Here is a 24636-nt window from a genome sequence, read left to right on the forward strand (position 1 = left end):
TGTCAGGTCACATCAGCAATGTGGTGACATAAAGCGCATAAAGGAAAGTCAACACCAGACCCCAGATCCGGGAAATGTCCTGTTTGAAGAACACAAACGGGATCAACAGCAGCGATGCGCCCAGCATGACCCACAGATCGAACTCAAGGAATTCCGGGTCGACGGGGATGTTGCCGAACCATGTGGCGATGCCGACGATGGCCAGCAGGTTGAACATGTTCGACCCGATCACATTGCCCAGCGCCACATCCGCCTGACGCCGCAGCGCCGCCATAACGGTTGTGGCCAGTTCGGGCAGAGACGTTCCGACTGCAACCAGCGTCAACCCGATCACCGTCTCGCTGATCCCGTACATCCGCGCGATGACGGTGGCATTGTCCACAAGCAAGTGCGCGCCCATGGGCAGGCCGATCAGACCCAGGATCAGGTAGATCGAGATCTTCCAGTACGGCATGTCCGGGTCGGCCTCTTCCAGACCGTCCAGTTCTTCGTCCTCGGCGCATCCGTTCTCGGCATCAGCGCAGGCTTTGCGGTGGGCTTTGGCTTCGCGGAACGCATTCCACAGAACAAGGCCAAGCGCGGCCAGCAAAATGGCACCGCTGACCAGATTGAAGACCCCGCAAAACGCCAGACCGATGAACAACACACTGGCCAGCAGCATGAACACATAGTTCTTACGACTGTCACACTCGCTGGTGTGCAGGGTCGCCAGCAAGGCAGGAACACCCAGCACCAGCAGAATATTGGCGGTATTGGACCCGACCACGTTACCCAAAGCGATCCCCGGCGCGTTTTCCTTCAACGCACTGATCGCAATCAGCAACTCGGGGGCCGAGGTGCCAAAGGCCACAATCGTCAGGCTGACGATCAGCGCTGGTACACCCAGCCGCAAGCTCAGGTTCACCGCACCGCGCACCAACGCATCGCCGGCCAGCAGCAGGATCACCAACCCAAGGCCGGAGAGCAGCCATGCCGTCATGTCCGGCCTCCTTTTTCGCAGGCGCACGGGCCCTTGCCGATCCGAAACCGGCCACAGCGCTGGCATTTTGCGGAACTCAACCGCTTTTGCCCCGGAAAGCGCAGCTTGCCGAACATCGCCAAAACACCCATGGCGACCAGAAACAAAGTGACAATCTTGATGATCACGTCACAAACCGAAACGCGCGTAGGCCGCCCGCTCCTCTAACCCTGCAATGGCGTCTTGCGCCAGCGAGGCCCCAATGCGCGACCAGATGGGTTTGCGCAGACCGTAGCGACGGAATTTGACCTTCTCGCCGAACCGTTCCTGCATCTTGGGTTTCAGATGGGCGATGCCTTCGATCAGACCCAATTCCTGCGCGCGTTTGGCCAGCCAGACCTCGCCCGTGAACAGATCGGCGTTTTCGTCCAACTTGTCGCCCCGGCGGGCTTTGACATGGGCAATGAAGTTTTCATGGATGTCGCCCAGCAGGCCTTGCAGGCGCTTCACATCCTCTTTCTTTTCCGGCCGGAAAGGATCAAGCATCGATTTCGACTTGCCTGCCGTATGCACGCGCCGCTCAAACCCCTGCTTTGCCAGAAACTCATGCGCCCCAAACCCGGCCGAGATCACCCCGATTGATCCCAGAACCGAGCTGTCGTCGGCCCAGATTTCATCCGCCGCCGCGGCCAGCCAATACCCGCCCGAGGCAGCAACATCCTCGACAAACGCGATCACGGGGATCTTCAGTTCGTCTGACAACCGCCGAATCCGCGCCCCGATCAGCGAGCTTTGCACCGGCGATCCACCGGGCGAATTGACCTCAAGCGCGACGGCAACCGGTTTGCCCTTGCGAAACGCCTTCTCCAGCACGGGCGCCAGAGAGGTATCGTTCAACGCCCCGCGCCCGGCCATACCAATGGCTCCGGACAGGCGCACGACGGCCACAACGGGGTGCTTTTTGACAAACGGCAGGCTGAGTTTCATGCGTGCCGATGTAGAGTGCCCCCAACGTCTAAACAAGGGACTCTCAGATCGCAAAACGTGACGTGAGACAATTTCCTGACACCAATGGGCAAAAATGCAACGCCCGCCAGTGGCCTAGCTGCGGATGCGCCAACCGGTTTTGAAGATCCATCCGATGACGCCAAGACAGATCCCGGTGAAGGCCACAATCGCCAGCAGGCTGAACACAATCGGCACATCTGCAAGCCCGTAAAACGACCACCGAAAGCCCGAGATCAGGTACACAACCGGGTTGAACAGGGTGATGGTCTGCCACAGCGGCGGCAGCATCGAGATCGAATAGAACGTCCCGCCCAGAAAGATCAGCGGGGTCACGACAAGCTGCGGGACCAGCGACATCTGCTCGAAATTGCTGGCCCAGATGCCGATGATGAAGCCCAGCAAGGAAAAGCTGAGACAGGACAGGATCAGAAACGCGGTCATGGCAAAGGGATGTTCGATGCGGATATCCACAAAAAAGGTCGCCGTGATCAGGATCACGATTCCCACAAACAACGCCTTGGTCGCCGCCGCCCCGACATAGCCGATGACGATCTCGATAAAGTTCACGGGGGCGGATAGCAGTTCGTAAATCGTACCCAGAAACTTGGGAAAATAGATACCGAAAGAGGCGTTCGAGATCGACAGCATCACCACCGACAACATGATCAGCCCCGGCACGATGAAGGCCCCGTAGGAGACGCCCTCGACCTCTTGAATCCGGCTGCCGATGGCGGTGCCGAAAACGACGAAATACAAAGACGTGGACAGGACAGGCGACAGAAAGCTCTGCGCCAGGGTGCGGAAAAACCGCGCCATTTCAAATCGATAAATGGCGGCAACGGCTGACCAGTTCATGCAGGCTCTCCCGACACCAGATTGACAAAAATCTCTTCCAGGCTGGATTGCCGCGTCTGAACGTCCCGCAAGACAAGCCCGGCCTGCGCCACATCATTCAACAGCGTGGTGATCCCGGTTCGGTCGGCATGGGTGTCATAGGTATAAACCAGCGCGTCGCCATTGCCGTTCAGAACCAGATTATGCGCCGCCAGAGCGTCGGGAATGTCCGTTATGGGCTCGGTCAGCATGACCTCGATCTGCTTCTTGCCCATCTGCGCCATCAGCGTGTCCTTATCCTGCACCAGCAGCAACTCACCCTTGTCGATGACCCCGACGCGGTCGGCAATGGCTTCGGCCTCTTCGATGTAATGGGTGGTCAGGATGATGGTGACACCGGCCCGTTTCAATTCGGCCACGATCTCCCACATATCCTTGCGCAGCTCGACATCGACCCCGGCGGTTGGCTCGTCCAGAAATAACACACGTGGCTCATGCGCCAGCGCCTTGGCGATCAACACCCGGCGCTTCATCCCACCGGACAATTCCTTGATCGCATTCTTGCGTTTGTCCCACAGCGACAGTTTGCGCAGAATTTCCTCGATCCGCGCACTGTCATGGCCGTGGCCAAACAAGCCGCGCGAAAACCGCACTGTGTTATAGACCTTCTCGAACGGCTCCAGCGCGATCTCCTGCGGCACAAGCCCGATCATCTTGCGGGCGGCGCGAAACTCGGTCTGAATGTCATGCCCACCAACGGTGACCGACCCTGAACTAAGGGTGGTGATACCACAAACTGTCGAGATCAAGGTGGTCTTGCCCGCCCCGTTTGGCCCCAGCAGCGCCAGAATCTCACCCTCTTCGATATCCAGCGACACGCCTTTCAGCGCTTCAAACCCGTCAGCATAGGATTTGCGCAAATCCTTTATGGACAAAATGGCGGTCATGCACGGTCCCCGTTTTGGCCGACCATATCCCGCGATCCGCACGCGGAACAGGTCACTTCCGCACAGTGTTCTGAGCATTTTTGCCGAAAGGTCAATCAGAGTGCGACGCACACCGCCCCGATCGCCCACTGCGCTGCGGCCAGAAACGCATTGATCCCCTGCCCGCCTGCCGATACCCCGAAGGCCGCACCATGGAGGAACCGAATGCTTAACGGACTACGTGTTATCGAAATCGAAGGGCTGGGGCCCGCGCCGTTTGCCGCCATGTTGCTGGCCGATTTGGGTGCGGATGTGATCACCATCCACCGCAAATCCGGCAACCCCACGCCCGGCATGCCGGACCAGTCGGTGCTGGACCGGGGCAAACGGTCGATTGCGCTGGACCTCAAGGACCCCGACGATCTTCAAACGGCCAAACGCCTGATCGATACCGCCGACGCCCTGATCGAAGGGTTTCGCCCCGGCGTGATGGAAAAACTCGGCCTTGGACCCGACGTCTGTTTTGCACGCAATCCCAGGCTGGTCTTCGGGCGGATGACCGGCTGGGGGCAGGACAGCCCGCTGGCGCAAACCGCCGGGCATGATCTGAATTACATCTCCCTATCGGGCGCACTCTGGTACGGCTCAACACCCGACACGCCGCCCCAAACCCCCGCCACACTGGTCGGCGACATCGGCGGTGGCGCGCTCTATCTGGTGTCGGGCCTGCTGGCGGGTCTGATCAATGCGCAACGTACCAGGCAAGGCACCGTCGTCGACGCCGCCATCTATGATGGCTCGGCCCATATGATGAACCTGCTGATGACCATGCGGCAAACCGGCAACCTGTCCGACACCCGGGGCCAAAGCATGCTGGACGGCCCGCATTGGAGCCGCACCTACACCTGTGCAGACGGGCGCTATGTCACGGTGCAATGCCTCGAACCCAAGTTTTACACTCAATTCCTGCACCTCATGGGCCTGACCGACGATCCCGACTTCGCCCAACAATTCAACCCGGCCCTCTGGCCCGATCAAACCCGACGCCTCGCCGCGCTGTTCTGCAAACACCCGCGCGATCACTGGGCCGCGCTGTTTCAGGGCACCGATGCCTGCGTCGCCCCGGTGCTCAGCCCGACCGAAGCCCTGACACACCCGATGAACAAAAGCCGCCAAACCTGGCAGACGGTGGATGGCACCCTGCAGGCCGCCGCCGCCCCACGATTCTCGAACCATCCGTGGACTGCCAAACCCAGCCCTACCCGCGGCGAACACAGCGAGGACATCAGAGCCGAGCTAGACATGCAGCGCGGATCCGCCCCTTCATCTGGCTAAAAATATCTCGGGGGATGAATTGGCCGCAGGCCAAGAAGGGGGCTGGCCCCCTTCCCCTTTACCGCCCGCGCACCGCGTCGATCATCAACTGAACATTCTCGGGATCCGCGTCCGGTGTAATCCCATGCCCAAGGTTGAAGATATGCGGCCCTTTCGAGAACGCCTCGACAATGCGCCGCGTTTCATCCACCAGCGCCTGCCCGCCGGTCACCATATGGGACGAGGCCAGATTGCCCTGCACGCAGCCATCCACCTGAACATGCTCTGCCGCCCAATCCGGCGCGACCGAGTTGTCCAGCGCCACGCAATCCACGCCGGTCTTCTGTGCAAACCCGATATAACCGTCACCAGCCTCACGCGGGAAGCCGATAACCGGGATGCCGGGATGCCGGTCCTTGATCGCCTGAGTGATCACCCGGCACGGCTCGACCGCATATTTTCGGAAGGCTTCACCTTTCAACGATCCGGCCCAACTGTCGAAGATCTTGACCACTTCGGCCCCGGCCTCGATCTGGGCCGAGAGGTATTCGATCGTCGCCAGCGTAATCCGCTCCAGCAGCGCCTCAAACAATACGGTGTTCTCTTCCCGCAGCGCATGGGCAGGCCCCTGATCCGGCGTGCCGCGCCCCGCGATCATGTAGGTCGCCACCGTCCAGGGTGCACCTGCGAATCCGATCAGCGTGGTCTCGGACGGCAGTTCCCGCGACAGGATGCGAACCGTCTCGTAGACCGGCGACAGGGTCTCGTGAATATCCTCAACCGGTCTAAGCGCATCAAATTCCGACTGCTGCGTGATCGTCGACAGACGAGGCCCCTCGCCTGTCACAAACCACAAATCCGCACCCAGCGCCTGCGGCACCAAAAGAATATCGGCAAAAAGGATCGCCGCGTCGAACCCATAGCGGCGAATGGGCTGCAATGTGACCTCGGCCGCCAGTTCCGGGTTATAGCAAAGCGACAGGAAATCCCCCGCCTGCGCCCGGGTCGCGCGGTATTCGGGCAAATACCGACCGGCCTGACGCATCATCCAGATCGGCGGCACATCCTGTACTTCACCCGCCAGTGCCCGCAGCAGTTTTTTCGTCTCGGCCATTGTCATCCCCAGAAATCAGGTTTTGGCAACGGGTCGGCGCTCAGTGGCAATTTGTCAAGCTCTGCCCCCATTGTCAGGGCAATGTGACGCGACTAAAGCTGTGCGTATGACTTTGACCCTGCCCACCCCCGCATCACCTCTCAGAATTGGGACCCGAGGCTCGCCGCTGGCTCTGGCTCAGGCCTACGAGACGCGCCAAAGGCTGCGTGACGCGTTTGATCTGACCGATGACGCGTTCGAAATCGTTGTGATCAAGACCACCGGCGACAACCGCGCGATGATCGACGCGGACCGTCCCCTGAAAGAGATCGGCAACAAGGGCCTGTTCACCAAGGAAATCGAAGAGGCGATGCTGCGCGAAGACATCGACATCGCCGTACATTCCACCAAGGACATGCCGGTGGCACAGCCCGACGGGCTGGTGCTGGACACGTTCCTGCCGCGCGAGGATGTGCGGGATGCGTTCATCTCGCCGCATCTGCAATCGATTCACGACCTGCCCGAGGGCGCGGTGGTCGGCACCTCGTCTCTGCGCCGCCGGGCGCAGCTTTTGAACCGCCGCCCGGATCTGAACGTCGTCGAGTTTCGCGGTAACGTTCAGACCCGGCTGAAAAAGCTGGCCGATGGCGTGGCGGATTGCACCTTTCTGGCGATGGCGGGCATTCGGCGGCTGGATATGGATGAGGTTCCGGCAACCGCAATCTCGCCAGACGATATGCTGCCCGCGATTGCACAAGGCACGATCGGGATCGAGCGGCGCAGCAATGACGCCCGCGCGGCCGCTCTGCTGGAGGCCATTCACCACGCTGAAACCAGCCAGCGCCTCAGCGCTGAACGGTCCCTGCTGGCAGCGCTGGACGGATCCTGCGAAACCCCCATCGCCGGTCTGGCCGAGATTCAGGAGGGCCAACTCCGCCTGCGCGGTGAAGTTCTGCGCCCCGATGGATCAGAAGCGATTTCCGAAGATACCGTTGGGTCCATCGAGGATGGGGCCGAGATGGGACGCGCAATGGCCGAAATCCTGTTGAAAAACGCAGGCCCCGGTTTCTTCGATTGGAGAAACTCCTGATAATTTTAACCAATGTGAACTAGTTCACTGTTCCACGTCTCAGATTGCGGCAAGACTGTGATCATACCGGCTGAAAAGTTGGATCAGTCTCGAAATGTATCGAAGAGTTTCAGATAGTTGGTGTTTTAATAAGTATTCGAGGGGGCGAGGCTGAGCCCGACATTCAGAAGGTGCAGGGTCGCTGTTGGAAACAACAGCGACCCGACTATTTTCTAGCCCTGCATGGTCTCGCTGAGCGCTGCGACCGCATGATGAATGGCGTTCTGCGTCTGCTCCAGATCGGCCTCGGTAATCGCCAGTGACGGGTATAGCTTGCCTGGTGATTTGAACACGCCATGGGTTCGCAGAACCTCATTGAACACGACATTATGCTTGGGGTCATCATGTTTGGCGCTGCGATAGTCTCGGCAGGCATTGTCGGTGAAGTAAACGTCGAACAGGGTCACGTCCCCGCAAATCTGATGCGCGATGCCGGCCTGATCCAAAGCGCCCGTCAGCATCTGCTGCAACCGGGTACCGATGTCACGCAAACGGTCGTAGGTCCCCTCGCGGCGCAGAATCTCCATCGTTTTCAGACCGGCAACCGACGCAACGGGATTGCCGGACAGGGTTCCAAGCTGCATCAGCCATCCCTCCTGACCGACTTGCGCCTTGTCGAAATGCTTCATGATCTCGGCACTTGCGCCCAACGCTGCCAAAGGAAAGCCGCCGCCGGTGATTTTGCCCAGGGTGCAGATATCGGGCGTAACCCCATACCGCTCCTGCGCCCCGCCATAGTCCAGCCTGAAGCCGGTGACGATTTCATCGAAGATCAGCAGCACGTTATGCTTGTCGCACAATTTGCGCAGCCCTTGCAGATAACCGGGCATCGGCGGGATGATCCGCTGCAACGGTTCGGCCATGACGGCGGCAATGTCGTCATGTTCATCCAGCAGCGCCGCCACCGCCTCAAGATCGTTGTAAGGCGCAATCAGCATCTGATCGGCCACGCCTTGCGGAATTCCGGCGCTGTCGGGCACGGCTTGCGGGAAATTGACCTGGCGGCTGGGGGCCAGGCTCATCTGCGCCTCGGCGCTCATGCCGTGATAGCCGCCTTCGAATTTCAGGATCTTGTCGCGCCCGGTATAGGCCCGCGCCAGCCGGATCGCATACATATCCGCCTCGCCGCCCGAAGCGACAAAGCGCACCTGTTCGCAGCAGGGCACCGCGTCGATGATGGCCTCGGCCAGTTCGATACCTTTGGTGTTGTTGGCAAAGAAGGTCATGCCTTTGGGCAATTGCTCCAGCACGGCCTCCATCACCTCGGGGTGGCCATGGCCCAGCAGCATCGGCCCCGATCCGATCAGGTAGTCGATATATTCGTTTCCATCTTCATCCCAGACGCGGCTGCCCTCGCCGTGCGAGATGATGATGCCCGGATCGAAATTCCCAAACCCGCCTGCGGGCAAAACAGCCTTCGCGCGGTCGATCCATTCGGATTGAGTGTTGATCTTCAGCATGTCACGCGATCTCCATATTCAATAAAATCAGTGTCTATTCGTAAACGGCAACCGGATCGCCCAGCGCGTCTTCATCCGGGTGTACGCCAAGGCCGGGGGTCTCGGGCAGGTGCAGGTGACCGTCGACATTGCGGGGGCCGCGACCGCCTGCAATGTCAACGGTCAGCATGTCCTGACAGGACCAGACGGCATGGCAATTGTCATCCGGGATGGTGGCTGCCAGATGCAGCGCTTCGGTATCAGCCAGCACGCTGCCACCCGTGGCCATCACGAACATGTCGATGCCATGGGCCAGCGCAATATCCCGCATCCGCGCGGCTTTGGTCAGGCCGCCGACGCGGTTCAGCTTGATCCCGAATATCTCGGCGATCCCGTCACGCGCGATGCGGGCAGCGTCCTGCAGGGTCACAAGGCTTTCATCCACCGACACGGGCGAAGCGTGCTGGCCCGAGAGTGCGGCGATATCGTCCAGCGTTTCACCGGGTTGTTCGAACATCACGTTCAGGTCTTCGCAGGCGCTCAGGACCCGCAGGGCCTGTTGCCGGGTCCAGCCGCGATTGACGTCATAGAGGACAATCTCACCCGGTCGCCGGATGCTTTCGACGTCGCGGACCCGGGCAATATCACGTTCGACATTGCCGCCGATCTTCACCGAATGGGCGATGTAGCCCCGGCTGCGATAGCGTTCCATCACTTCGCGGGTTTCCTCGACCGTTTTGGCCCCGACCGAGGACGCAATCGGGCGCGGTGTCCTGGACCCACCGCCCATCAGATCAGCAATCGGAAGCCCAGCCGCCTGTCCGGCAATATCCCAGCACGCCATGTCGATGGGGCTTTTGGCATAGAGATGCCCCGGCAAGGCCAGATCCATCGCCCGTTCCACATCCAGAACTTTGCGTGGATCAAGGCCCAGGATGAAAGGCGCCATCGTTTCAATCCCGGCGCGAATGCCCGGCCCGTGCGCAGGCACATAGGTGTGGCCCCACGGGGTACCCTCACCCCAGCCAGTCAGGTCGGCATCGGTTTCGATCTTCACCAGCGTCGCGTCCAGCATTTCGAACTTCAACCGCCCACCGGACAGCCAGTAGGGATGCTCCAAAGGCAGATCGACGTGATAGACCGAAAGTCGGGAGATCTTCATTTCAATTCCACTTCCACGAAGGACATCGGGGCATCCCCGGCATTGATGACATTATGTTCGACCCCTTCATCGCGGCGATAAGCGGTTCCGGCGGGCACGGTCACCTCGTTGACCGTTCCGTCCGGCAGATCCAAACGCATGTGGCAATCGGTAATCGCCGTGATGACGTAATCCATCGCATGGCGATGCCATCCGGTTTCCGCACCGGGCGCAAAGTCAAACCGCGTCACGCGCACGCGTGCGTCGTCGATCATCTGAGTGGCAACGGCCTGTGGTCTCATAACGCGTACTCCGCCACAGGCGCGCCGAGGCTTTCGAAATCCGGTTTGACGCCAAGACCGGGCGTGTCGGGCGCGTATAGCTTGCCGTCACGGGCAGTCGGGCCGCCGATGCCGGTGGATCGGGTGTTATAGTTCATAAGGTCAGTTGTGTTCTGCAGGTACTCTGGCGGGGTTGAGGCGGCGAAATGGGCCACAACCGAGGATGTGATCTCGCCGCCCCAGGTATCCTCGCTGACAACCGGGATGCGGTTGTCGACCAGATAATCCCGCACCCGCCGCGCCTTGCTGATCCCGCCGAGGTTCGAGATTTTCAGGCAACAGATCTCGGCCCCGCGATCCGCGACGATGCGCTGCGCCGCGTGGATACCTGTAACGCATTCATCCAGCTTCATCGGCTGTTCGGCAACGCGGCGCACCTGTTGGCATTCCTCATAGGTGCGGCAGGGCTGTTCCAGAATGAAATCCAGATCGCGCGTGGCGCGGGCCACCCGGATCGCATTGTCCACGCGCCAGCCCTGATTGGCATCGGCCATCGCCTTCTCGCCCGGTTTCAGCAATGGAACCGTGGTGCGGATACGGTCAATGTCGGTGGCCCAGTCACTGCCCACCTTGACCTGAAACTGCCGGTAACCCTGATCGCGGTAACGATCCATCTCGGCCACGGTTTCATCCACCGCCTTCTGCGGCGCGACCCGGTACATCGGCGCCCCATCGGTCAACTTGCCGCCCAGCAGCATCCAGACCGGCTGATCGCAGGCCTGCCCCAGAACATCCCAGCAGGCCGCATCAAAGGGGGCCTTGGCATAGCCGTGGCCCTGCACCAGATGATCCATCAACTGCTCGATCCGCGCCACCTGACGCGGGTCTTCGCCCAGAAGGTGCGGAGCCACCAGCCGCGCCAGCGCACCCACGCCTTCGGAATGGGCAACCATGTAGTTTTCACCGCAGGGCGTGAACTCGCCACAGCCTTGCAGCCCGGCATCGGTGTCGATGACCACGACCGAGGCGGTGGCGGTTTCGATGGCGTTGCCAGCCCCCCAGGCATATGCCCCGCCGACATACGGAAGCCCGGTCTGATAGACGCGTATCCGAGTGATTTTCATGCCGCATCCATTCTGGGCAGATCACCCATCCCCTCTCCGCGCCACAGCACAAAGGTCAGGATCGGTTGATCGGTTGTAACCATCGCATGGCTTTGCCAACTGGTATGCAGGCGGGTCTGATCTGTCCCGACAACACCCGTATCCTCGGTGGTTTTGAATTCGGCACCGCCTGCAAGGGTCAGATAGATTTCCTCGGCCTGATGGCTGTGCCAGTCGTAATTCAGCCCCGGCCCCCAATAGGCGATGTAGCCGCGCAATTGGGTCGAGTGGAAATGACCCGTCGGCCCGAACAACTCGTAATACCCATAGCGTCGCAGGAAATCCGCGCCGACCTCGTCTTCGGTATAGGTCTGTTTCCACTGCGCCAGATGCGTTGTGGCAGAGATGGCGGAAATAAGCGGCTGGGTCAGATCGCTGCCAGCGATTTCAAAGTCCTTCACCAGATCAGCCGCCGGAATATGGTTGGCCGTCAACGGGTAAGGCGACAAATCCGTGGGCCACGAACCAAACGCAGACAGGTCGGGATGCGCCTGATGCAGTTGCCGCGCGGCTTCGAGCACATCATCCAGTGTCATGGGATCACCACGATATTGCCAGTGTGTTGTTTGGCGATGAACGCGGCCTGCGCGTCCCGCAATTCCTCCAGCGGATAGGTGGCGGCGAGGGCCGGTTTGATCGCAGCCGCTTCGATGTATTTCACGAGGTTCTGCATCACCTGCGGGTCAATCACGGTCGAGCCTGTGAAGGTCAGATCGCGCAAGTAGAAGGTGCGCAGATCAAACTCGACCATCGGGCCAGCGATGGCCCCAGAGCAGGTATAGCGCCCGCCGCGTTCCAGAATGTCGATCAGTTGCGGCCAGTACGGCCCGCCCACCACATCGGCGACAACGGTAATTTTCTCAGCCCCGAGAGCTGCGCGCAGATTGTCAGGTCCGCGGGGCAGGATCATGTCGGGGCCCAGCTTGGCTACGTCCTCGTGCTTGGCCTCGGACGCCATCGCGATGACACGCGCGCCCCGGCGTTTGGCCAGTTGCACCAGCGCGCCGCCAACTCCGCCGGACGCACCCGGCACCAGAACCGTGTCCGCGCTGGTCACATTGGCCCGGGTCAGCATCCCTTCGGCCGTTGAATACGAGCAGGAGAATGTGGCGAGTTCCGCATCCGACAGGTCCGACGTGATCGGCACCGCATTCACCGCAAGCGTTGTGGCATATTCAGCAAAGCCGCCATCCCGCTCGGACCCGTAGTATCCGGCCTTGTCCATGTTTTGCGGATCGTCGGGATCGCGCAACCAGCCGTCTGTTATCACCCGCTGTCCGATACGCGCGCTGTCCACACCCTCGCCTACGGCAACGATATGACCGCAGATATCGGCCCCCTGAATGCGCGGAAAGGTGATGGGCGCGCCGCCCCAGGTGGGATCGTCTTCACCCACTTCCTCGAACGCGCCGCCGGTCGTGGCATCAGTCACGGTCTTCGAGTACCAGCCGGATCGCGTGTTCACATCCGTATTGTTCAGCCCGCAGGCGGCGACGCGGATCAGCACTTCGCCCGCCGCGGGTTCGGGGCGCGGCCAATCCTTATGCAGCACCATTTGCTCAAGACCGCCGTGACCCATGGTCACCATGGCTTTCATTGTGTCGGGCAGACTCATCCTTTAGTCTCCTGAGTTGGGCCACAGGTCGATGCGCGTTTCCCGGCCTGCGATTCTGCTCGACAGGCTAATTTCACAACTGTACCATCGTCAATCATGAATGACACAAATGTATCATCTATCGTCCTGGATCGCCTGACCGAGGAATGGGATGCCCTGACGCCCGAGGCCCAGAAAGCCGCGCGCTATGTGCTGGAAAACCCCACAGATGTGGGCGTGTCCACCGTGCGCGAGATTGCCGAGGCCGCCAACGTCAAACCCAACACGTTTGTCCGCATGGCACGGCAGGTCGGCTTCGAAGGCTACGAGGATTTTCGTGCCCCGTTCCGGCAGGCCATCCGGCAGGGGACGGTTTCGTTTCCCGACCGCGCCCGCTGGTTGCAGGAAATAGGCAAATCCGGTGAGATGGGTGGCCTTTACGCCGACATGATCGGTGCCACGATCCGTAATATTGAAGAGACATTTGCCGGTATCGATGCCGACCGGCTGCGCGCTGCGGCCGAAGATATTTGGAACTGTCGTCAGATTTTCACGCTGGGCGTCGGCGTCAACAATTCAAACGCGCGGAACTTTACCTATCTGGCCTCGACCGGGATGAAGCAGTTTCACGCCATTCCCCGCTCGGGCTCGACCCCGGTGGACGATCTGGCCTGGGCCGATGAACAGGACGTGCTGATTGCGATCACCTGCCATCCCTACCGGACCGAGGTGATCGATGCGATCAAACTTGCCCGCCAGCAGGGGCTGACGGTTGTCGGTATCTCGGACAGCCCTGCCAGCCCGGTGATCCTGAACGCGCAGCACGGATTTGTCGTGGCAGCCGACACGCCGCAATATTTCCCGTCCTCTGTGTCGACCATCGCCTTGCTGGAAACGCTTCTGTCCTTCGTGATCGCGGTATCCAGCGATGAAATCGTCGAACGGGTTGAGCGGTTTCATCAGCGCAGGCACCAGCTTGGGCTATACGCGGCGGAACCGGAATAAGGTGCCGGGCACCCTGAACGCCTGAGCCATGCCACTCACCTGCGTTTCAGCGCCATAAAGGCCGGGTAGACCGCGTTGACACAAGGTCATGAACAATCCTTACGAGAATTCCGCACAGGTTGTTGCCTGCCTTGCGAGAGTGATCTATCGATACCGGAATGAGATCTGGTTTTGCCATTGTTTCAGCGTTTTTCTTATGCGCCTTTGCCCCTGCTAACGCGCAGGAAACCACGCTTTCCCGACCGGATTTGAGCGCGTCGGGGCAAGACTATCTGAAAGCCGTTCGGTATCGCGGAATTGACACGGACGTTGTCTATTTCGACCCCACGCAACCCGCGCCGCCACTGGACACAAATGCAACGCCGCAACCCGACCGGTCTGTCGAGCTGTCCGTTGACAACCGCTGGATCGTCGGCGGGCTGTCTGCGGTCATACTGATTTTCCTGACCTTATTCATTTACAACACTGCCGGGAACACTTCGGTCTCGTTCCGCAAATCCGTGGGCAATGCGCGGCGCAAACGCGGGCGGGACGACCCAGAGTTATCGGACACCGGGCAGAACATTCCCGATCTTGACGCGCTTCTGAAATTGAAAGATCGCGATCTGGCGGTCACCGGGTTGGCACAACTGGCGCTGAGCCATTGCCTGTCCAAAAACGAGGTGCTGTTCAAACGCAGCTGGACCCATCGCGAGGCCCTGCGCAGCATGCCGCAAACCCTTTGGTACATCCCCGACCTGCGCGCCCTGGTTCTGGCCAGTGAACGCGTCAATTTCGGCCATCACTCGATCACCGAGGGCGATTTTGAGGCCCTTCTGAACCGGATCAGGCCCGTCCTGCGCGAGGTCACCGCATGAGCGATGCGACCAGCTTGCCCACGACCGATCGCATCCGGCTGGATTGGGTCATCGTGGGCGTTGTGGTCGCGGTTTGCGTCGGGATTTTTCTGTATGTCATGGCCGGGCGGCAATACGCGTTGCGCGAGTCGGCCAGCGGGTTTGACGGTCTGGATCGCTGGCTGAACAGCCAGTCCCACACGACACATAGCTTTACCGGAGGCTGGCCTCTGGACCGCAGCACCGTGGGTCTGCTGGTGCAGCCGGTCTATGACACGCGTCTGGACACAGATCGCAACGCGGCCAGAACCAAAGAAGAACTGCTGTTTCAGGCGGATGAGTTCGATCAGGAGATCGACGTGATCCGCGACAAGGTGCAATCCGTGCCCAGCCTGGTGATCCTGCCCAAATGGCGCAGCGGAATGCGCCTGACCGGGTTCGGGCATCCGTTTCTGATGTCTCCGCGCGCAGAGATTCAGACCATCCTGCACCAGATTGCCGGTCCTGATGTCGGGCCGATGGTTTTGGCGCGCCGTCCGTTTTCCGACTACGCACTGGCCGCTGACCCGCAACTGAAGGCCCGTATCTACGCCGCCCAAACCTTTGCCGGGCGCGGATGTGAGCCCATCGTCGGACGGGCCGGAGAGATGCTGCTGGGCGCGTGCCCTCTGTCGGGGTCCGAGGACGGCCAGAAGGTCTATATCTTGTCCGACCCCGATCTGCTGAACAATCACGGGCTGACGCTGGGCGACAATGCATGGATCGCGGCGCAGGTTCTGCCCGAAATCGCGGGCGATCAGCGCATCATCATTGATTACAGCGATCAGAACTGGCTGACCGCGCCGGAACTCGTTGAGGCCCGCGAACGAACGTGGGACGACCTCAAGCGTTTGTTTGAACCACCGTTCCGCGCGCTTTGGATCGGCGCGGGGCTGTTGCTGGCCTTAGCGATCTGGCGGGGCGGGGTGCGCAGTGGCCCGGTGATCGATATCGCCCCAACGCTGGGCACCGGCAAACGCATGGCCAACCGCGCAAGGGCACGGCTGATGCGTATGACAGACCAGGACGGTGCAATGCTGTCCGATTATGTTGATACCCGCCTGCGCGCCCGCGCGGCGGCGGTGTTCGGCAGCACTTACAAGACCATGGGCACACCGGAAGAGGCCTATCTGAAATATGTCCGAGCCCGAAAACCTGACCTCGCGGCCCGACTGGACGCGCTGATCCAAACCATTCGCGCCCTGCCCCCGCATCTGGCGGCGGAAGACGCCATTTCCCGCATTGACCAATTCGAACTGATACTGGAGCACCTTGCCGATGAATCTTGAAGACCTGTTCGCCCGCGCCGAGGCCCTGCGGGCCGAGATCGGCAAAGTTGTGCAAGGCCAGCAAGAGGCCGTCGATCTGCTGCTGACAGCCTTGTTTGCACGCGGGCATGTGCTGCTCGAAGGCCCTCCGGGCACCGCCAAAACGCTGTTGGCGCGCAGCTTTGCCGGGGCGCTGAACCTGCAATTCGGGCGCATTCAGTTCACCCCCGATCTGATGCCGGGCGACGTGCTGGGCACCTCGATCTACAACTTCCAGACCAGCGAGTTTGTTCTGACCAAAGGTCCGGTCTTCAGCCAGATCCTGCTGGCGGACGAGATCAACCGCGCACCGCCCAAAACGCAGGCCGCGCTGCTACAGGCGATGAATGAGAGGATGGTGACGATTGACGGCACCGACCACCTTCTGGGTTCGGAATTCATCGTGGTCGCCACCCAGAACCCGATTGAACAGCAAGGCACCTATCCCCTGCCCGAGGCGCAGTTGGACCGGTTTCTGTTCAAGGTGAACCTGACCTTCCCGCCCGAGGATGTGGAACTGTCGATCCTGCGCCAGCACGCCAATGAGCCGCTGGATTTCCTGAGCGCGACGCAAACCGTACAGCCCCTGCTGGACGCGCCCACCATGGCGGCGGCGCGGCAGTTGATCGACGGGATCGTGCTGGATGACGACATTCTAGCCTATATCCTGCGGCTGGTCCGCGCGACCCGCGAAAGCGCTGATATCGCCTTTGGCGCCTCGACCCGCGCCGCTGATGCGATTGCCGGGGCAACGCGCGCCACGGCGGCCCTGAACGGGCGCGACTTTGCCATCCCCGACGACGTCAAAACCCTGATCATCCATGCGCTGCAACACCGGATCGTGCTGTCCCCTTCGGCCGAGATCGAAGGACGCGGCGCGCGGCACGTGCTGGAGAACATCCTCAACCAGATCGAGGCCCCACGCTGATCCGGCCATCCCGCATATTGCTGATCGCAGCCTGCGCAGCGCTGTGCCTGACGCTGCTGGCGATCGTCCTGGGCGACGCAACGCGTCCCATCGCCGGTTTGCCGTGGCTTGTGCTGTGCGGTCTGGCGATCCTCGACCTGTTGCTGTCCTGGCCCCGCCGCCGGTCTGTCTCGGTCGAGCCGATATCGGATATCTTTGTGGGCGAAGAGGGGCAAATTGATCTGTCCGTCTCCCCCGCCGCGCCGGGGATGCGGGGAAAACTGGACTGGCCCGCCGGACTGGACGGACCGTCGGTGTTTGATCTGTCGGGCGGAACCGCACAGATCCCGTTTCGCGCCAGCCAGCGGGGCACATGGGCGCTGTCCAACCTGTGGCTGTCCTGGCCATCAAGGCTGAAAATGTTCGAACTTGTCCCAAAGCTGGCCTTTGGCTTGTCGGTGGCGGTTGTTCCCAATATCCGCCGCGTCATGTCGGGTGAGATTTCGACGACCGTGCAATCGCGCCTGTTCGGCGTAAAAGAAAATCGCGCCATCGGCGAAGGCACCGAGTTCCACCAACTGCGCGATTTCGTGCGTGGGATGGATGCCAGTTCGATCGACTGGAAACGCTCGGCCCGGTATCGCTCGCTGGTCGCCAAAGAGGTGCGGGCCGAGCGCAACCACCATGTGATCATCGCGCTGGATAACGGTTATCAGATGCGAGAGCAGGTCGCAGGCCTGCCCAAGATCGACCACGCCATCACCGCCGCGCTGGCCACCGCCTGGGCCGCAGCCATTGGGGGCGATCTGGTCGGGCTGTATGCCTATGACGCCAAGCCGCGTATGTTCCTGCCCCCGGAACCGGGGCGCACCGCGTTCAACCGGCTGCGCAGCCGCACCGCCGAACTTAGCTATGAAAGCGTCGAGACCAACCACACCTTGGCAATGACCGAGTTGAACGGGCGCACCCCGAAACGCAGCCTGATCATCGTGTTTTCGGATTTCGTCGATACGACCACGGCCGAGTTGATGGTCGAAAACGTCAGCGTTCTGGCCAAGCGGCATCTGATTGTCTTTGTTACCCTGCGCGATCCGATCCTTGAAACGCAGGTCAATCAGGCCGCCGAGGATATGGATGGCGCGGCCGAGACGATCTCGACCGGGCAATTGCTACGCGAGCGCCGCCTTGTGCTGGAACGGTTGCACCAGTTGGGTGTGACGGTGATTGACGCGGAGCCGGGCGAGGTGTCGGCCCGTTTGATCTCGACCTATCTGGAAATCAAAGCGCGAGAGATGATCTGATGGCTGACAGCGACCTGATCCGCTCGGCCCGGTTTCGGCGGGAACGCGAAGGCGACTGGCTCAGATTGTCCGATCTGGTGGATAAGGCTGAAAATCAGGGCCTGCATCGCATGAGTTTCCAAGAGGCCCGCGATCTGGCCGATCTGTACCGTCAGGCCACCACGTCCCTGTCCATCGCACGTGAGATTTCGCTGGATCGGGGTCTGCTGGAATATCTCGAAGCCCTGACCAGCCGCGCTTACCTCAGCGTCTACGCCCCGCAGCAACGGTTGGGCGGGACCATCCGCAGGTTCCTGACCAGTGGCGGCCCTCGGGCGATGCGCGCCTCGTGGCGGGTGACGCTGCTGGGGTTTTTGTGCATGGCGGCAGGGGCGCTTGCCGGGTATTTCTTCTATTTCGACAACCCCGAATGGTTTTATGTTTTCATGCCTTCTGAACTGGCCGGGGGACGCGGACCGGATGCCAGCACCGACTATCTGCGGGCGGCCATTTACGGCGAAGATGACACCTCGGGCCTTGGGGCCTTTGCGGCATATCTGTTTTCGCACAACACCCGTATCGCCATCTTTGTCTTCGGGCTGGGCGCGTTTCTGTGTGCGCCGACGGTCATGCTGGTGTTCTATAACGGTTTGATATTGGGCGTCTTCTACGCCCTGCATATCGACCGGGGGCTGGGCTGGGACATGTTCGGGTGGCTGTCCATCCATGGTGTGACCGAGCTGTCGGCGATCTGTATCGCAGCCGCAGGCGGGTTGAAGCTGGGCCTCGCCGTGCTGTTTCCCGGCCATCACACGCGGCGCGCAGCATTACGCGCGGCGGGCCATGATGCGGTCAAACTGGCCGTGATTGCGGCCTTGATGCTGGTGGTTGCGGCGCTGCTGGAAGGGTTCGGGCGGCAGTTGGTTCAGGATCGATCAACCCGAATTGCAGTCGGCTGGGGCGTCGGCGCGCTGTGGCTTGCGTGGTTTGTGCTGGGTGGAAGGAAGCGGTCATGACCCAACCCGCGCTGGACCGTCTGTTGCCGCCCGAAGGTGTGCCCCTGTTCTTTCGGGTCGCGGGCGTTGGCGTGCGAACCGCAGCGCAGCTCACCGATCTGCTGATCACCGTCGCTGCGGCCGTGGCCCTGTTCCTGCTTGTCGCTGCCTTCGATCTGGTGAAACCCAGCACCGCAATGGCCATTGGCGCGATGCTGTTCTTTATCACCCGCATCCCCTACTACGCCGCGTCCGAACTGATCTGGAACGGCCAGACGCTGGGCAAGAGGCTGATGAAAATCAAAGTGGTCGCGGCGGATGGCCAGGCCCTGACCACACAGTCTCTGGTCGTGCGCAACCTGATGAAAGAGGCCGAGATCTTTCTGCCCGGCACGCTGGTTCTGACGCTGACGACCGAGGCGCTTGTGCCATCGCTTTTGTCGCTGGCCTGGGTGCTGGGCGTTCTGGCCGTGCCCCTGTTCAACAAACGCCGCCAGCGTCTTGGGGACATCATCGCCGGAACCTATGTCATCCACCTGCCGAAACCCATTCTGTTGCAGGACATGTCCAACGCCATGCGGCCCCGGACCAATGCGCAATCGACCTACAGGTTCCTCTCGCATCAGTTGGAACATTACGGAGCCTTTGAATTGCAGACGCTGGAATCTGTTTTGCGCAATGCCAATCGCGCAAGCGGGCCCGAGGCTTACAGGCGTCAAAAGGAAACCCTGGCCGCGATTTTCGCGCAGGTACGCCGCAAGATCGACTATGCCGATCCGGTGCCGGAACAGGATCATCAAGCCTTTCTTGAAGCCTTTTACAAAGCCCAGCGCGCGTTTCTGGAACAGCGCCAGTTGTTTGGTGACAAACGCAAGGACAAACACCACACCTTGAAAAACGAAGACGCCTAGGCGCCCCTGTTGCCGTTTTACCCAAGGGCGAAGCTTTAGTCGCGACTTCCTCTTGCGGATGACCGGTGGCGCGCGGCTTTATTGGCCCGGAACCCAAAGATCTTTGTTCAGGAATTGACGATGGCCGACACAACAAATCAGCACATTCACATCCCCTTTGGCGTTGGCACTGTGATCAGTGACACGTTTTCGATTTTCTTCCGCAAGATACATATCGTTCTGCTGCTGGGCTTCATTCCCGCGCTTGTCGATGTGGTCCTCAGCCTGTGGCTGTTTGACAGCTCGTTCGAAACGACGCCGGCCGCCGATATTGACTGGGCCGCGTTCTGGCCCGCTTTTGCCGGGCTGGTTCTGGTGTCGATGGTTGCCGTTGCCTTTACCTCGGCGATGGTGATCCAGTTTGCCTATGACACCAAGCTCAACCGCCCGGCTCAGATCGGGCGGTATTTCGCCTCGGCGTTCAACAACCTGCCCGCGATTGCAATCCTGTCGATTATCACCGGTATCCTGACCATCATCGGCTGGGTGATGCTGGTGGTACCGGGCATTTGGCTTTACGCGGTTTTCTCGGTCGTGGTTCCCGCCATCGTCATTGATCGGGCCGGGTTTGGCGCCATCGGGCGCAGCGCGGAACTGACCAAAAACTACCGCTGGCCCATTGTCGGCGTATTGATCCTGATTGTTCTGTGCATCTTCGTGTTTGCCGCCGCCATCGGGTTCATCTTTGGCCTGGCGTTGCTGTCCTTCGAGTCGCAAGGGGCGGAAATCATCTCGGAAAGCATCGGATCAGCAATTGGGTACGGGTGGACCGGTGTTGCCATCGCGATGATCTTCGCCCGCCTGAAGGAGATCAAAGAGGGCGTCAGCGTATCCGATCTGGCGGATGTCTTCCGGTAGTCGACGAAAATGGCCCGGTGGTCGCCAAGGCCACCGGGTGCCTTATCCCCGGTCGACCTTGCAAAAACAGCCGTCACTGCCCTGCGGCGCGGTGGCTGAACAACACCTGGTTTGACTGCACATCCGACCTGAAATCCGCCGCCCGCCCGGGAAGCGCGTCATAGAACGCGCTTAGTCCCGGCTCGATGTCCGCTGCAATGCTGGCACAGTCCTGACACCTCGCCCGGACCAGATCGTGCGATGCACCGTCCCGAATGGACGCGATCAGGGACTTGTGCGTCTCGGCCAAGGACTGAAACGCCGCGCTTTGAAGAACCGATTTGTCACCGACCAGAATGTAAACCGGTTCCAGTTCGGCCTTGCCTTTCAGTTCCACAAACCCGGCCTCAAGCACCGCAAGCTCGGTTCGTGTGTCATCAACAACCGCGCGCGAGATCACGATGTCATAGTTGACATGGCGGCAGCTTTGTTCCAGCCGGGCGGCGACATTCACCACATCCCCGATCACGGTATAGTTGAACCGCCGCCGCGAGCCGATGTTGCCGACGCAGGCCCGTCCCGTTGCGCATCCGGTTGCCAAGGCAATCGGGGGCCGCCCGCGCATGACCCCGGACGCATTGAACGCCACCAAAGCCTGCCGCATCAACAGCGCAGCCTGGGCCGCCCGTGTTGGATGATCCGCAACCGGAAGCGGCGCGTTCCAGAACGCCATCACGGCGTCGCCGATGAACTTGTCGATGGTGCCCTGCTGCGCCAGAATCTGATCCCCGACCTGCGAAAACAGCTCGTTCAATATGGCCACAAGATCGGTCGCGGACACGGATTCCGACAGGGGCGTGAAGCCGCGGATGTCCGAGAACATTACGGTGATGTCCTGTGTCTCGCCCCCCAGTTGCAGCGCATGGCCCGAGCCTTCAAGCTCGTGCAGAATTTCCGGTGATACGTAGCGCGAGAAGATGCGGCGGATCACCCGCTTCTCGCGTTCGGTCGAAACGAACAGATACCCGGCCAGAACTCCGAAATTGGCCATGCCCCCAAGAAGCGGGAAAGTGACATCGAACAGCAGCAGATGGTTTCGAAAGGCCAGCCAGCTGATCCCCAGAACCACAGCCGCCGAGATCCCTCCGGCCACGAATGAGGCCACCGCGCCTCGGCGGGTCATGACAACGATGACGACAAGGCCCAGCAACGCGAAGGCCAGTAATTCCAGCGCGGCGTTTACGTCCGACCGGCTGATCATCTCGTCGGTCAGGATCTGCTCAAGCAGTTGCGCGTGGATCGACACGCCCGGAACGGATTCACCCAGCGCCGTCAGGTGCATGTCGAACAGGCCAGCCGCAGAGGTGCCCACCAGAATGATCCGACCTTCGATCTGGGCGCGCATTTCCGGGTCGTCCCCGGATTGCATGATCCTGTTGGCCGGAAGATAAAGCGCCGGGTTCTCGTGGCGGTATCTGATCCAGACCTCGCCGTTTTCGGTGGTGGGCAGGATAAACGCGCCAATCTCGACACCCAGCATAATGCCTGTCTCGTCCTGCGCGCCTTCGGCCAGAATGACCGGCTCGTCCATCGCAACCCGCAGCGCCTCGATCCCCAGCGCAGGCAGCGCGCCGTCGGGGCCGCCCCACAGCACCGGCACCCGGCGCACGACGCCGGTATCACCCATGGGCGAAACATTGACGCCGCCGATACCTGTCGCGTCCTGATCCAGTGGCGGGGCCAGCGGGGTCCATTGCGGCACGGACACCAGCCCCTCGGTCGGTTGGTCCCCGATTTCGATGATCCCGGCCTTGGCAAAAACGGGATGGTCTTCGCCGGACAGCCGCGCAGCAACCCCAAGCACGACCGGCCAATTGGCCATCTCGGCCCCGAACAGAACATCATTGTCCAAATCCGCCGCCGCGCGATCCACGGACAGCACGCCGGACAATGCCGGATCGTTCAACAGGCGCGCGGGGGAATACCGGTCCGGCTCGGCAAATAGCATGTCGAAGGCGATCGCGGCAGCGCCATATTCCCCCAGATGCTCGACCATCTGCGCCAGCAAAGTGCGTGGCCAGGGCCATTGACCCCATGCCTCAAGCGCGGCCTCATCGATATCCACCACGCGCACAGGCAGATCAGGATTGAACGGGCGCGGCGACAGGCGTTGCAGAATATCGAAATACACCAGACGCGACATCCGAACGGGATACGGGTCCAGCACCCGGATGAAACAGCCAAACAGGATCAGCCCCAGCCCCACGATCCGAAAAACGCGCCATCGACCGTTCTTTTCCTGCGGTTTTTTGGTCACATCAACCTCGCTGGACAAGCGAAAGGGTCAAGGTCCGGCCCTATTCGGATTCGCGTTCTGGCTGACCGGTTGGGTTGCCCTGACCAGCTCCGGAAGGCGCGGCGGGCGAAGATTCACCGCCGCCGCCCTCTGGTCCGGGCGTTCCGGGGTCGGTTGTCGAAGGGGGATCGGGCGTTGGGTCCGGTTCGGGCCGCGAAGGCCGCGAGGGCTCGAGTTCGCGCGCCCGCGCTTCGCGCCGTTCCGGGCCATCAGGTTTCTCGGGCCGCACCGGAGCAGCCTCGCGCGCGCAGCCTTCAATATTGACCCGCAACGGGACAAGCAGCCGTTCCTGCGCCTGTATGAACGGGAAGCCGCTTTGGATCGCTTTGTCATATTGCTCCTGATCGATCGGACGCCCGACACGGCCACGCTGGCTGGTGGCATACAGGCTGCATTGCCGACCTGTGGACCGGCACCCGCCATTCAGACCACACATCTGAACCGTGCCCTGCAACACCAGCATCGAGCTTTGATTGCCCGGCGCGATCCAAATGTCAAAAATCGTGCCCCGCACGGCCATGGTCGCCGTCGGCGTGCGGACGGAATACGCCCGTTTCCTGCTTTTTCCGGATATGAACCTGAAACTGCCGCCGAGCGCCTGCACCGCAAAGCTTTTGGCCTTGCGATTTCCCCTCAGCATCTTGACGTCCAGCACCATGCTGGCATTGGGTCCGATGGCGATCTTCGTCTCGTCCACGAAAATCAACTGCACCACACCGCTGCGATCCGTCGAGATCGCGTCGCCCGAGGCGACCTCCATCCCCATCTTCAACGGCTGCCGGTTTCCGTCACGCGTGATCTCGGCCCCCGGTTTGACCGCCACGACCGTTCCGATATTCGCCAGCACCTGAGATGGAATGATCAGCAGGCAAACCGCAACACAAAACACTTTTAACCAGGCCAACAGTCTTTCCTTCCCCCAAAGGTAATGTCCGAGCGTTCAACGCCCGCTGCCCGGTTTTTTGCCCCCTGCATAAAGTCTTTGCGCTATCATTTATTTGTTAAATACAGACAAATATGCCGTAAACATCGCATTCTTTGCAAGTATTTCGAAAAACGCCCCTCCCAGACAGTGTTGTGCGGGCCTTGGTGCAAGGACTTCCGTGCTAACCAAACGTCCAACCAACCACTTAGACGCAGCGCTTCGGGGTCGAGCGTTTCGGATTGGAGATGTGAGCTCAGAAAAATGACATGAGGCTAAGAATCGACCTTGTATCTCGGTGACATGCACGGATATACCCGTC

The 24636-nt window shown here is 60.8% G+C and carries 23 protein-coding genes; 10 read left to right on the forward strand and 13 right to left on the reverse strand.

From position 1 onward, the window contains the following. Nucleotides 1–7: 7 nt before the first annotated feature. The 4 genes from ACR0AC_RS16120 to ACR0AC_RS16135 all read right to left on the reverse strand — a co-directional run bounded on the left by ACR0AC_RS16120 (nucleotide 8) and on the right by ACR0AC_RS16135 (nucleotide 3747). Nucleotides 8–979 carry a calcium/sodium antiporter gene (locus ACR0AC_RS16120; RefSeq protein WP_170522064.1) on the reverse strand — a complete coding sequence of 324 codons (972 nt, stop codon included), beginning with the start codon at nucleotides 977–979 and terminating at the stop codon, nucleotides 8–10. 168 nt (nucleotides 980–1147) lie between these two features. Next, nucleotides 1148–1945, reverse strand: coding sequence for a S49 family peptidase (locus tag ACR0AC_RS16125; protein WP_170624218.1), 798 nt, complete (start codon nucleotides 1943–1945; stop codon nucleotides 1148–1150). A gap of 114 nt (nucleotides 1946–2059) precedes the next feature. Next, on the reverse strand, nucleotides 2060–2821 hold the full coding sequence (locus ACR0AC_RS16130; protein WP_480874755.1) for an ABC transporter permease: 762 nt from the start codon (nucleotides 2819–2821) through the stop codon (nucleotides 2060–2062). Then, on the reverse strand, nucleotides 2818–3747 hold the full coding sequence (locus ACR0AC_RS16135; RefSeq protein WP_170737341.1) for an ABC transporter ATP-binding protein: 930 nt from the start codon (nucleotides 3745–3747) through the stop codon (nucleotides 2818–2820). The genes ACR0AC_RS16130 and ACR0AC_RS16135 overlap by 4 nt, the downstream gene beginning before the upstream one ends. A gap of 204 nt (nucleotides 3748–3951) precedes the next feature. Between ACR0AC_RS16135 and ACR0AC_RS16140 the strand changes: the two genes are divergently transcribed. Continuing rightward, entirely contained in the window at nucleotides 3952–5061 is a 1110-nt protein-coding gene (locus ACR0AC_RS16140) for a CaiB/BaiF CoA transferase family protein (RefSeq protein ID WP_480874758.1), read from the forward strand. Nucleotides 5062–5119: 58 nt separating this feature from the next. Here the strand turns inward: ACR0AC_RS16140 and hemE are convergent, their stop codons facing one another. Continuing rightward, on the reverse strand, nucleotides 5120–6154 hold the full coding sequence (gene hemE / locus ACR0AC_RS16145; RefSeq protein WP_480874760.1) for a uroporphyrinogen decarboxylase: 1035 nt from the start codon (nucleotides 6152–6154) through the stop codon (nucleotides 5120–5122). Between the two features lie 106 nt (nucleotides 6155–6260). Here hemE and hemC point away from each other — a divergent pair, with 106 nt between their 5' ends. After that, a complete protein-coding gene (gene hemC, locus ACR0AC_RS16150) occupies nucleotides 6261–7223 on the forward strand; it encodes a hydroxymethylbilane synthase (protein ID WP_480585480.1) in 963 nt (320 codons plus the stop codon). Between the two features lie 212 nt (nucleotides 7224–7435). Here the strand turns inward: hemC and ACR0AC_RS16155 are convergent, their stop codons facing one another. The 6 genes from ACR0AC_RS16155 to ACR0AC_RS16180 are packed head-to-tail and all read right to left on the reverse strand — an operon-like array spanning nucleotide 7436 to nucleotide 12901. Continuing rightward, nucleotides 7436–8722: an aspartate aminotransferase family protein gene (locus tag ACR0AC_RS16155; protein WP_480874762.1), complete on the reverse strand. Its 1287-nt coding sequence runs from the start codon at nucleotides 8720–8722 to the stop codon at nucleotides 7436–7438. A 34-nt stretch (nucleotides 8723–8756) separates the two neighbouring features. Then, a complete protein-coding gene (locus ACR0AC_RS16160; protein WP_480874765.1) occupies nucleotides 8757–9863 on the reverse strand; it encodes a mandelate racemase/muconate lactonizing enzyme family protein in 1107 nt (368 codons plus the stop codon). Further along, entirely contained in the window at nucleotides 9860–10144 is a 285-nt protein-coding gene (locus tag ACR0AC_RS16165) for a cupin domain-containing protein (RefSeq protein ID WP_480585471.1), read from the reverse strand. The genes ACR0AC_RS16160 and ACR0AC_RS16165 overlap by 4 nt, the downstream gene beginning before the upstream one ends. Further along, nucleotides 10141–11247 carry a mandelate racemase/muconate lactonizing enzyme family protein gene (locus ACR0AC_RS16170; protein WP_480874767.1) on the reverse strand — a complete coding sequence of 369 codons (1107 nt, stop codon included), beginning with the start codon at nucleotides 11245–11247 and terminating at the stop codon, nucleotides 10141–10143. Before ACR0AC_RS16170 ends, ACR0AC_RS16165 begins: the two co-directional genes overlap by 4 nt. Then, nucleotides 11244–11822, reverse strand: a complete 579-nt coding sequence (locus tag ACR0AC_RS16175) for a dimethylsulfonioproprionate lyase family protein (RefSeq protein WP_170522046.1) — start codon at nucleotides 11820–11822, stop codon at nucleotides 11244–11246. Before ACR0AC_RS16175 ends, ACR0AC_RS16170 begins: the two co-directional genes overlap by 4 nt. After that, on the reverse strand, nucleotides 11819–12901 hold the full coding sequence (locus ACR0AC_RS16180; RefSeq protein WP_480874771.1) for an alcohol dehydrogenase family protein: 1083 nt from the start codon (nucleotides 12899–12901) through the stop codon (nucleotides 11819–11821). Before ACR0AC_RS16180 ends, ACR0AC_RS16175 begins: the two co-directional genes overlap by 4 nt. A 96-nt stretch (nucleotides 12902–12997) precedes the next feature. On the opposite strand from ACR0AC_RS16180, the gene ACR0AC_RS16185 reads away from it, so the two are divergent. From ACR0AC_RS16185 to ACR0AC_RS16220, 8 genes are all read left to right on the forward strand, one after another. Next, the gene (locus ACR0AC_RS16185) at nucleotides 12998–13885 is read left to right on the forward strand and encodes a MurR/RpiR family transcriptional regulator (protein WP_170453242.1); all 888 of its coding nucleotides are present in this window, start codon (nucleotides 12998–13000) and stop codon (nucleotides 13883–13885) included. Between the two features lie 158 nt (nucleotides 13886–14043). Beyond that, a complete protein-coding gene (locus ACR0AC_RS16190) occupies nucleotides 14044–14742 on the forward strand; it encodes a hypothetical protein (protein WP_480874773.1) in 699 nt (232 codons plus the stop codon). After that, nucleotides 14739–16049 carry a hypothetical protein gene (locus tag ACR0AC_RS16195; RefSeq protein ID WP_480874776.1) on the forward strand — a complete coding sequence of 437 codons (1311 nt, stop codon included), beginning with the start codon at nucleotides 14739–14741 and terminating at the stop codon, nucleotides 16047–16049. The genes ACR0AC_RS16190 and ACR0AC_RS16195 overlap by 4 nt, the downstream gene beginning before the upstream one ends. Continuing rightward, nucleotides 16039–16995, forward strand: a complete 957-nt coding sequence (locus tag ACR0AC_RS16200; RefSeq protein WP_480874778.1) for an AAA family ATPase — start codon at nucleotides 16039–16041, stop codon at nucleotides 16993–16995. Before ACR0AC_RS16195 ends, ACR0AC_RS16200 begins: the two co-directional genes overlap by 11 nt. Before the next feature lie 17 nt (nucleotides 16996–17012). Beyond that, on the forward strand, nucleotides 17013–18275 hold the full coding sequence (locus ACR0AC_RS16205; protein ID WP_480874781.1) for a DUF58 domain-containing protein: 1263 nt from the start codon (nucleotides 17013–17015) through the stop codon (nucleotides 18273–18275). Continuing rightward, complete coding sequence (locus ACR0AC_RS16210) at nucleotides 18275–19270, forward strand: stage II sporulation protein M (protein WP_480874783.1); 996 nt, start codon at nucleotides 18275–18277, stop codon at nucleotides 19268–19270. Before ACR0AC_RS16205 ends, ACR0AC_RS16210 begins: the two co-directional genes overlap by 1 nt. Further along, on the forward strand, nucleotides 19267–20160 hold the full coding sequence (locus ACR0AC_RS16215; protein WP_480874786.1) for an RDD family protein: 894 nt from the start codon (nucleotides 19267–19269) through the stop codon (nucleotides 20158–20160). The genes ACR0AC_RS16210 and ACR0AC_RS16215 overlap by 4 nt, the downstream gene beginning before the upstream one ends. A 120-nt stretch (nucleotides 20161–20280) precedes the next feature. Then, nucleotides 20281–21057 carry a hypothetical protein gene (locus tag ACR0AC_RS16220; RefSeq protein ID WP_480874788.1) on the forward strand — a complete coding sequence of 259 codons (777 nt, stop codon included), beginning with the start codon at nucleotides 20281–20283 and terminating at the stop codon, nucleotides 21055–21057. Nucleotides 21058–21130: 73 nt separating this feature from the next. Here the strand turns inward: ACR0AC_RS16220 and ACR0AC_RS16225 are convergent, their stop codons facing one another. Both ACR0AC_RS16225 and ACR0AC_RS16230 read right to left on the reverse strand, forming a co-directional pair. Next, on the reverse strand, nucleotides 21131–23353 hold the full coding sequence (locus ACR0AC_RS16225) for a CHASE2 domain-containing protein (RefSeq protein ID WP_480874791.1): 2223 nt from the start codon (nucleotides 23351–23353) through the stop codon (nucleotides 21131–21133). Between the two features lie 40 nt (nucleotides 23354–23393). Next, nucleotides 23394–24296 carry a FecR family protein gene (locus tag ACR0AC_RS16230; protein ID WP_480874793.1) on the reverse strand — a complete coding sequence of 301 codons (903 nt, stop codon included), beginning with the start codon at nucleotides 24294–24296 and terminating at the stop codon, nucleotides 23394–23396. Nucleotides 24297–24636: the final 340 nt, after the last annotated feature.

It is taken from the genome of Ruegeria sp. H7, assembly GCF_056532945.1.

Excerpts from the sequence above, each read along its gene's own strand:
- ACR0AC_RS16120 (WP_170522064.1), bottom strand. The coding sequence starts at position 979 with ATGACGGCATGGCTGCTCTCCGGCCTTGGGTTGGTGATCCTGCTGCTG.
- ACR0AC_RS16185 (WP_170453242.1), top strand. The coding sequence starts at position 12,998 with ATGAATGACACAAATGTATCATCTATCGTCCTGGATCGCCTGACCGAG.
- ACR0AC_RS16200 (WP_480874778.1), top strand. The coding sequence starts at position 16,039 with ATGAATCTTGAAGACCTGTTCGCCCGCGCCGAGGCCCTGCGGGCCGAG.
- ACR0AC_RS16125 (WP_170624218.1), bottom strand. The coding sequence starts at position 1,945 with ATGAAACTCAGCCTGCCGTTTGTCAAAAAGCACCCCGTTGTGGCCGTC.
- ACR0AC_RS16180 (WP_480874771.1), bottom strand. The coding sequence starts at position 12,901 with ATGAGTCTGCCCGACACAATGAAAGCCATGGTGACCATGGGTCACGGC.
- ACR0AC_RS16155 (WP_480874762.1), bottom strand. The coding sequence starts at position 8,722 with ATGCTGAAGATCAACACTCAATCCGAATGGATCGACCGCGCGAAGGCT.
- ACR0AC_RS16175 (WP_170522046.1), bottom strand. The coding sequence starts at position 11,822 with ATGACACTGGATGATGTGCTCGAAGCCGCGCGGCAACTGCATCAGGCG.
- ACR0AC_RS16170 (WP_480874767.1), bottom strand. The coding sequence starts at position 11,247 with ATGAAAATCACTCGGATACGCGTCTATCAGACCGGGCTTCCGTATGTC.
- hemC (WP_480585480.1), top strand. The coding sequence starts at position 6,261 with ATGACTTTGACCCTGCCCACCCCCGCATCACCTCTCAGAATTGGGACC.
- ACR0AC_RS16195 (WP_480874776.1), top strand. The coding sequence starts at position 14,739 with ATGAGCGATGCGACCAGCTTGCCCACGACCGATCGCATCCGGCTGGAT.
- hemE (WP_480874760.1), bottom strand. The coding sequence starts at position 6,154 with ATGGCCGAGACGAAAAAACTGCTGCGGGCACTGGCGGGTGAAGTACAG.
- ACR0AC_RS16135 (WP_170737341.1), bottom strand. The coding sequence starts at position 3,747 with ATGACCGCCATTTTGTCCATAAAGGATTTGCGCAAATCCTATGCTGAC.
- ACR0AC_RS16160 (WP_480874765.1), bottom strand. The coding sequence starts at position 9,863 with ATGAAGATCTCCCGACTTTCGGTCTATCACGTCGATCTGCCTTTGGAG.
- ACR0AC_RS16215 (WP_480874786.1), top strand. The coding sequence starts at position 19,267 with ATGACCCAACCCGCGCTGGACCGTCTGTTGCCGCCCGAAGGTGTGCCC.
- ACR0AC_RS16210 (WP_480874783.1), top strand. The coding sequence starts at position 18,275 with ATGGCTGACAGCGACCTGATCCGCTCGGCCCGGTTTCGGCGGGAACGC.
- ACR0AC_RS16190 (WP_480874773.1), top strand. The coding sequence starts at position 14,044 with ATGAGATCTGGTTTTGCCATTGTTTCAGCGTTTTTCTTATGCGCCTTT.
- ACR0AC_RS16130 (WP_480874755.1), bottom strand. The coding sequence starts at position 2,821 with ATGAACTGGTCAGCCGTTGCCGCCATTTATCGATTTGAAATGGCGCGG.
- ACR0AC_RS16165 (WP_480585471.1), bottom strand. The coding sequence starts at position 10,144 with ATGAGACCACAGGCCGTTGCCACTCAGATGATCGACGACGCACGCGTG.
- ACR0AC_RS16220 (WP_480874788.1), top strand. The coding sequence starts at position 20,281 with ATGGCCGACACAACAAATCAGCACATTCACATCCCCTTTGGCGTTGGC.
- ACR0AC_RS16140 (WP_480874758.1), top strand. The coding sequence starts at position 3,952 with ATGCTTAACGGACTACGTGTTATCGAAATCGAAGGGCTGGGGCCCGCG.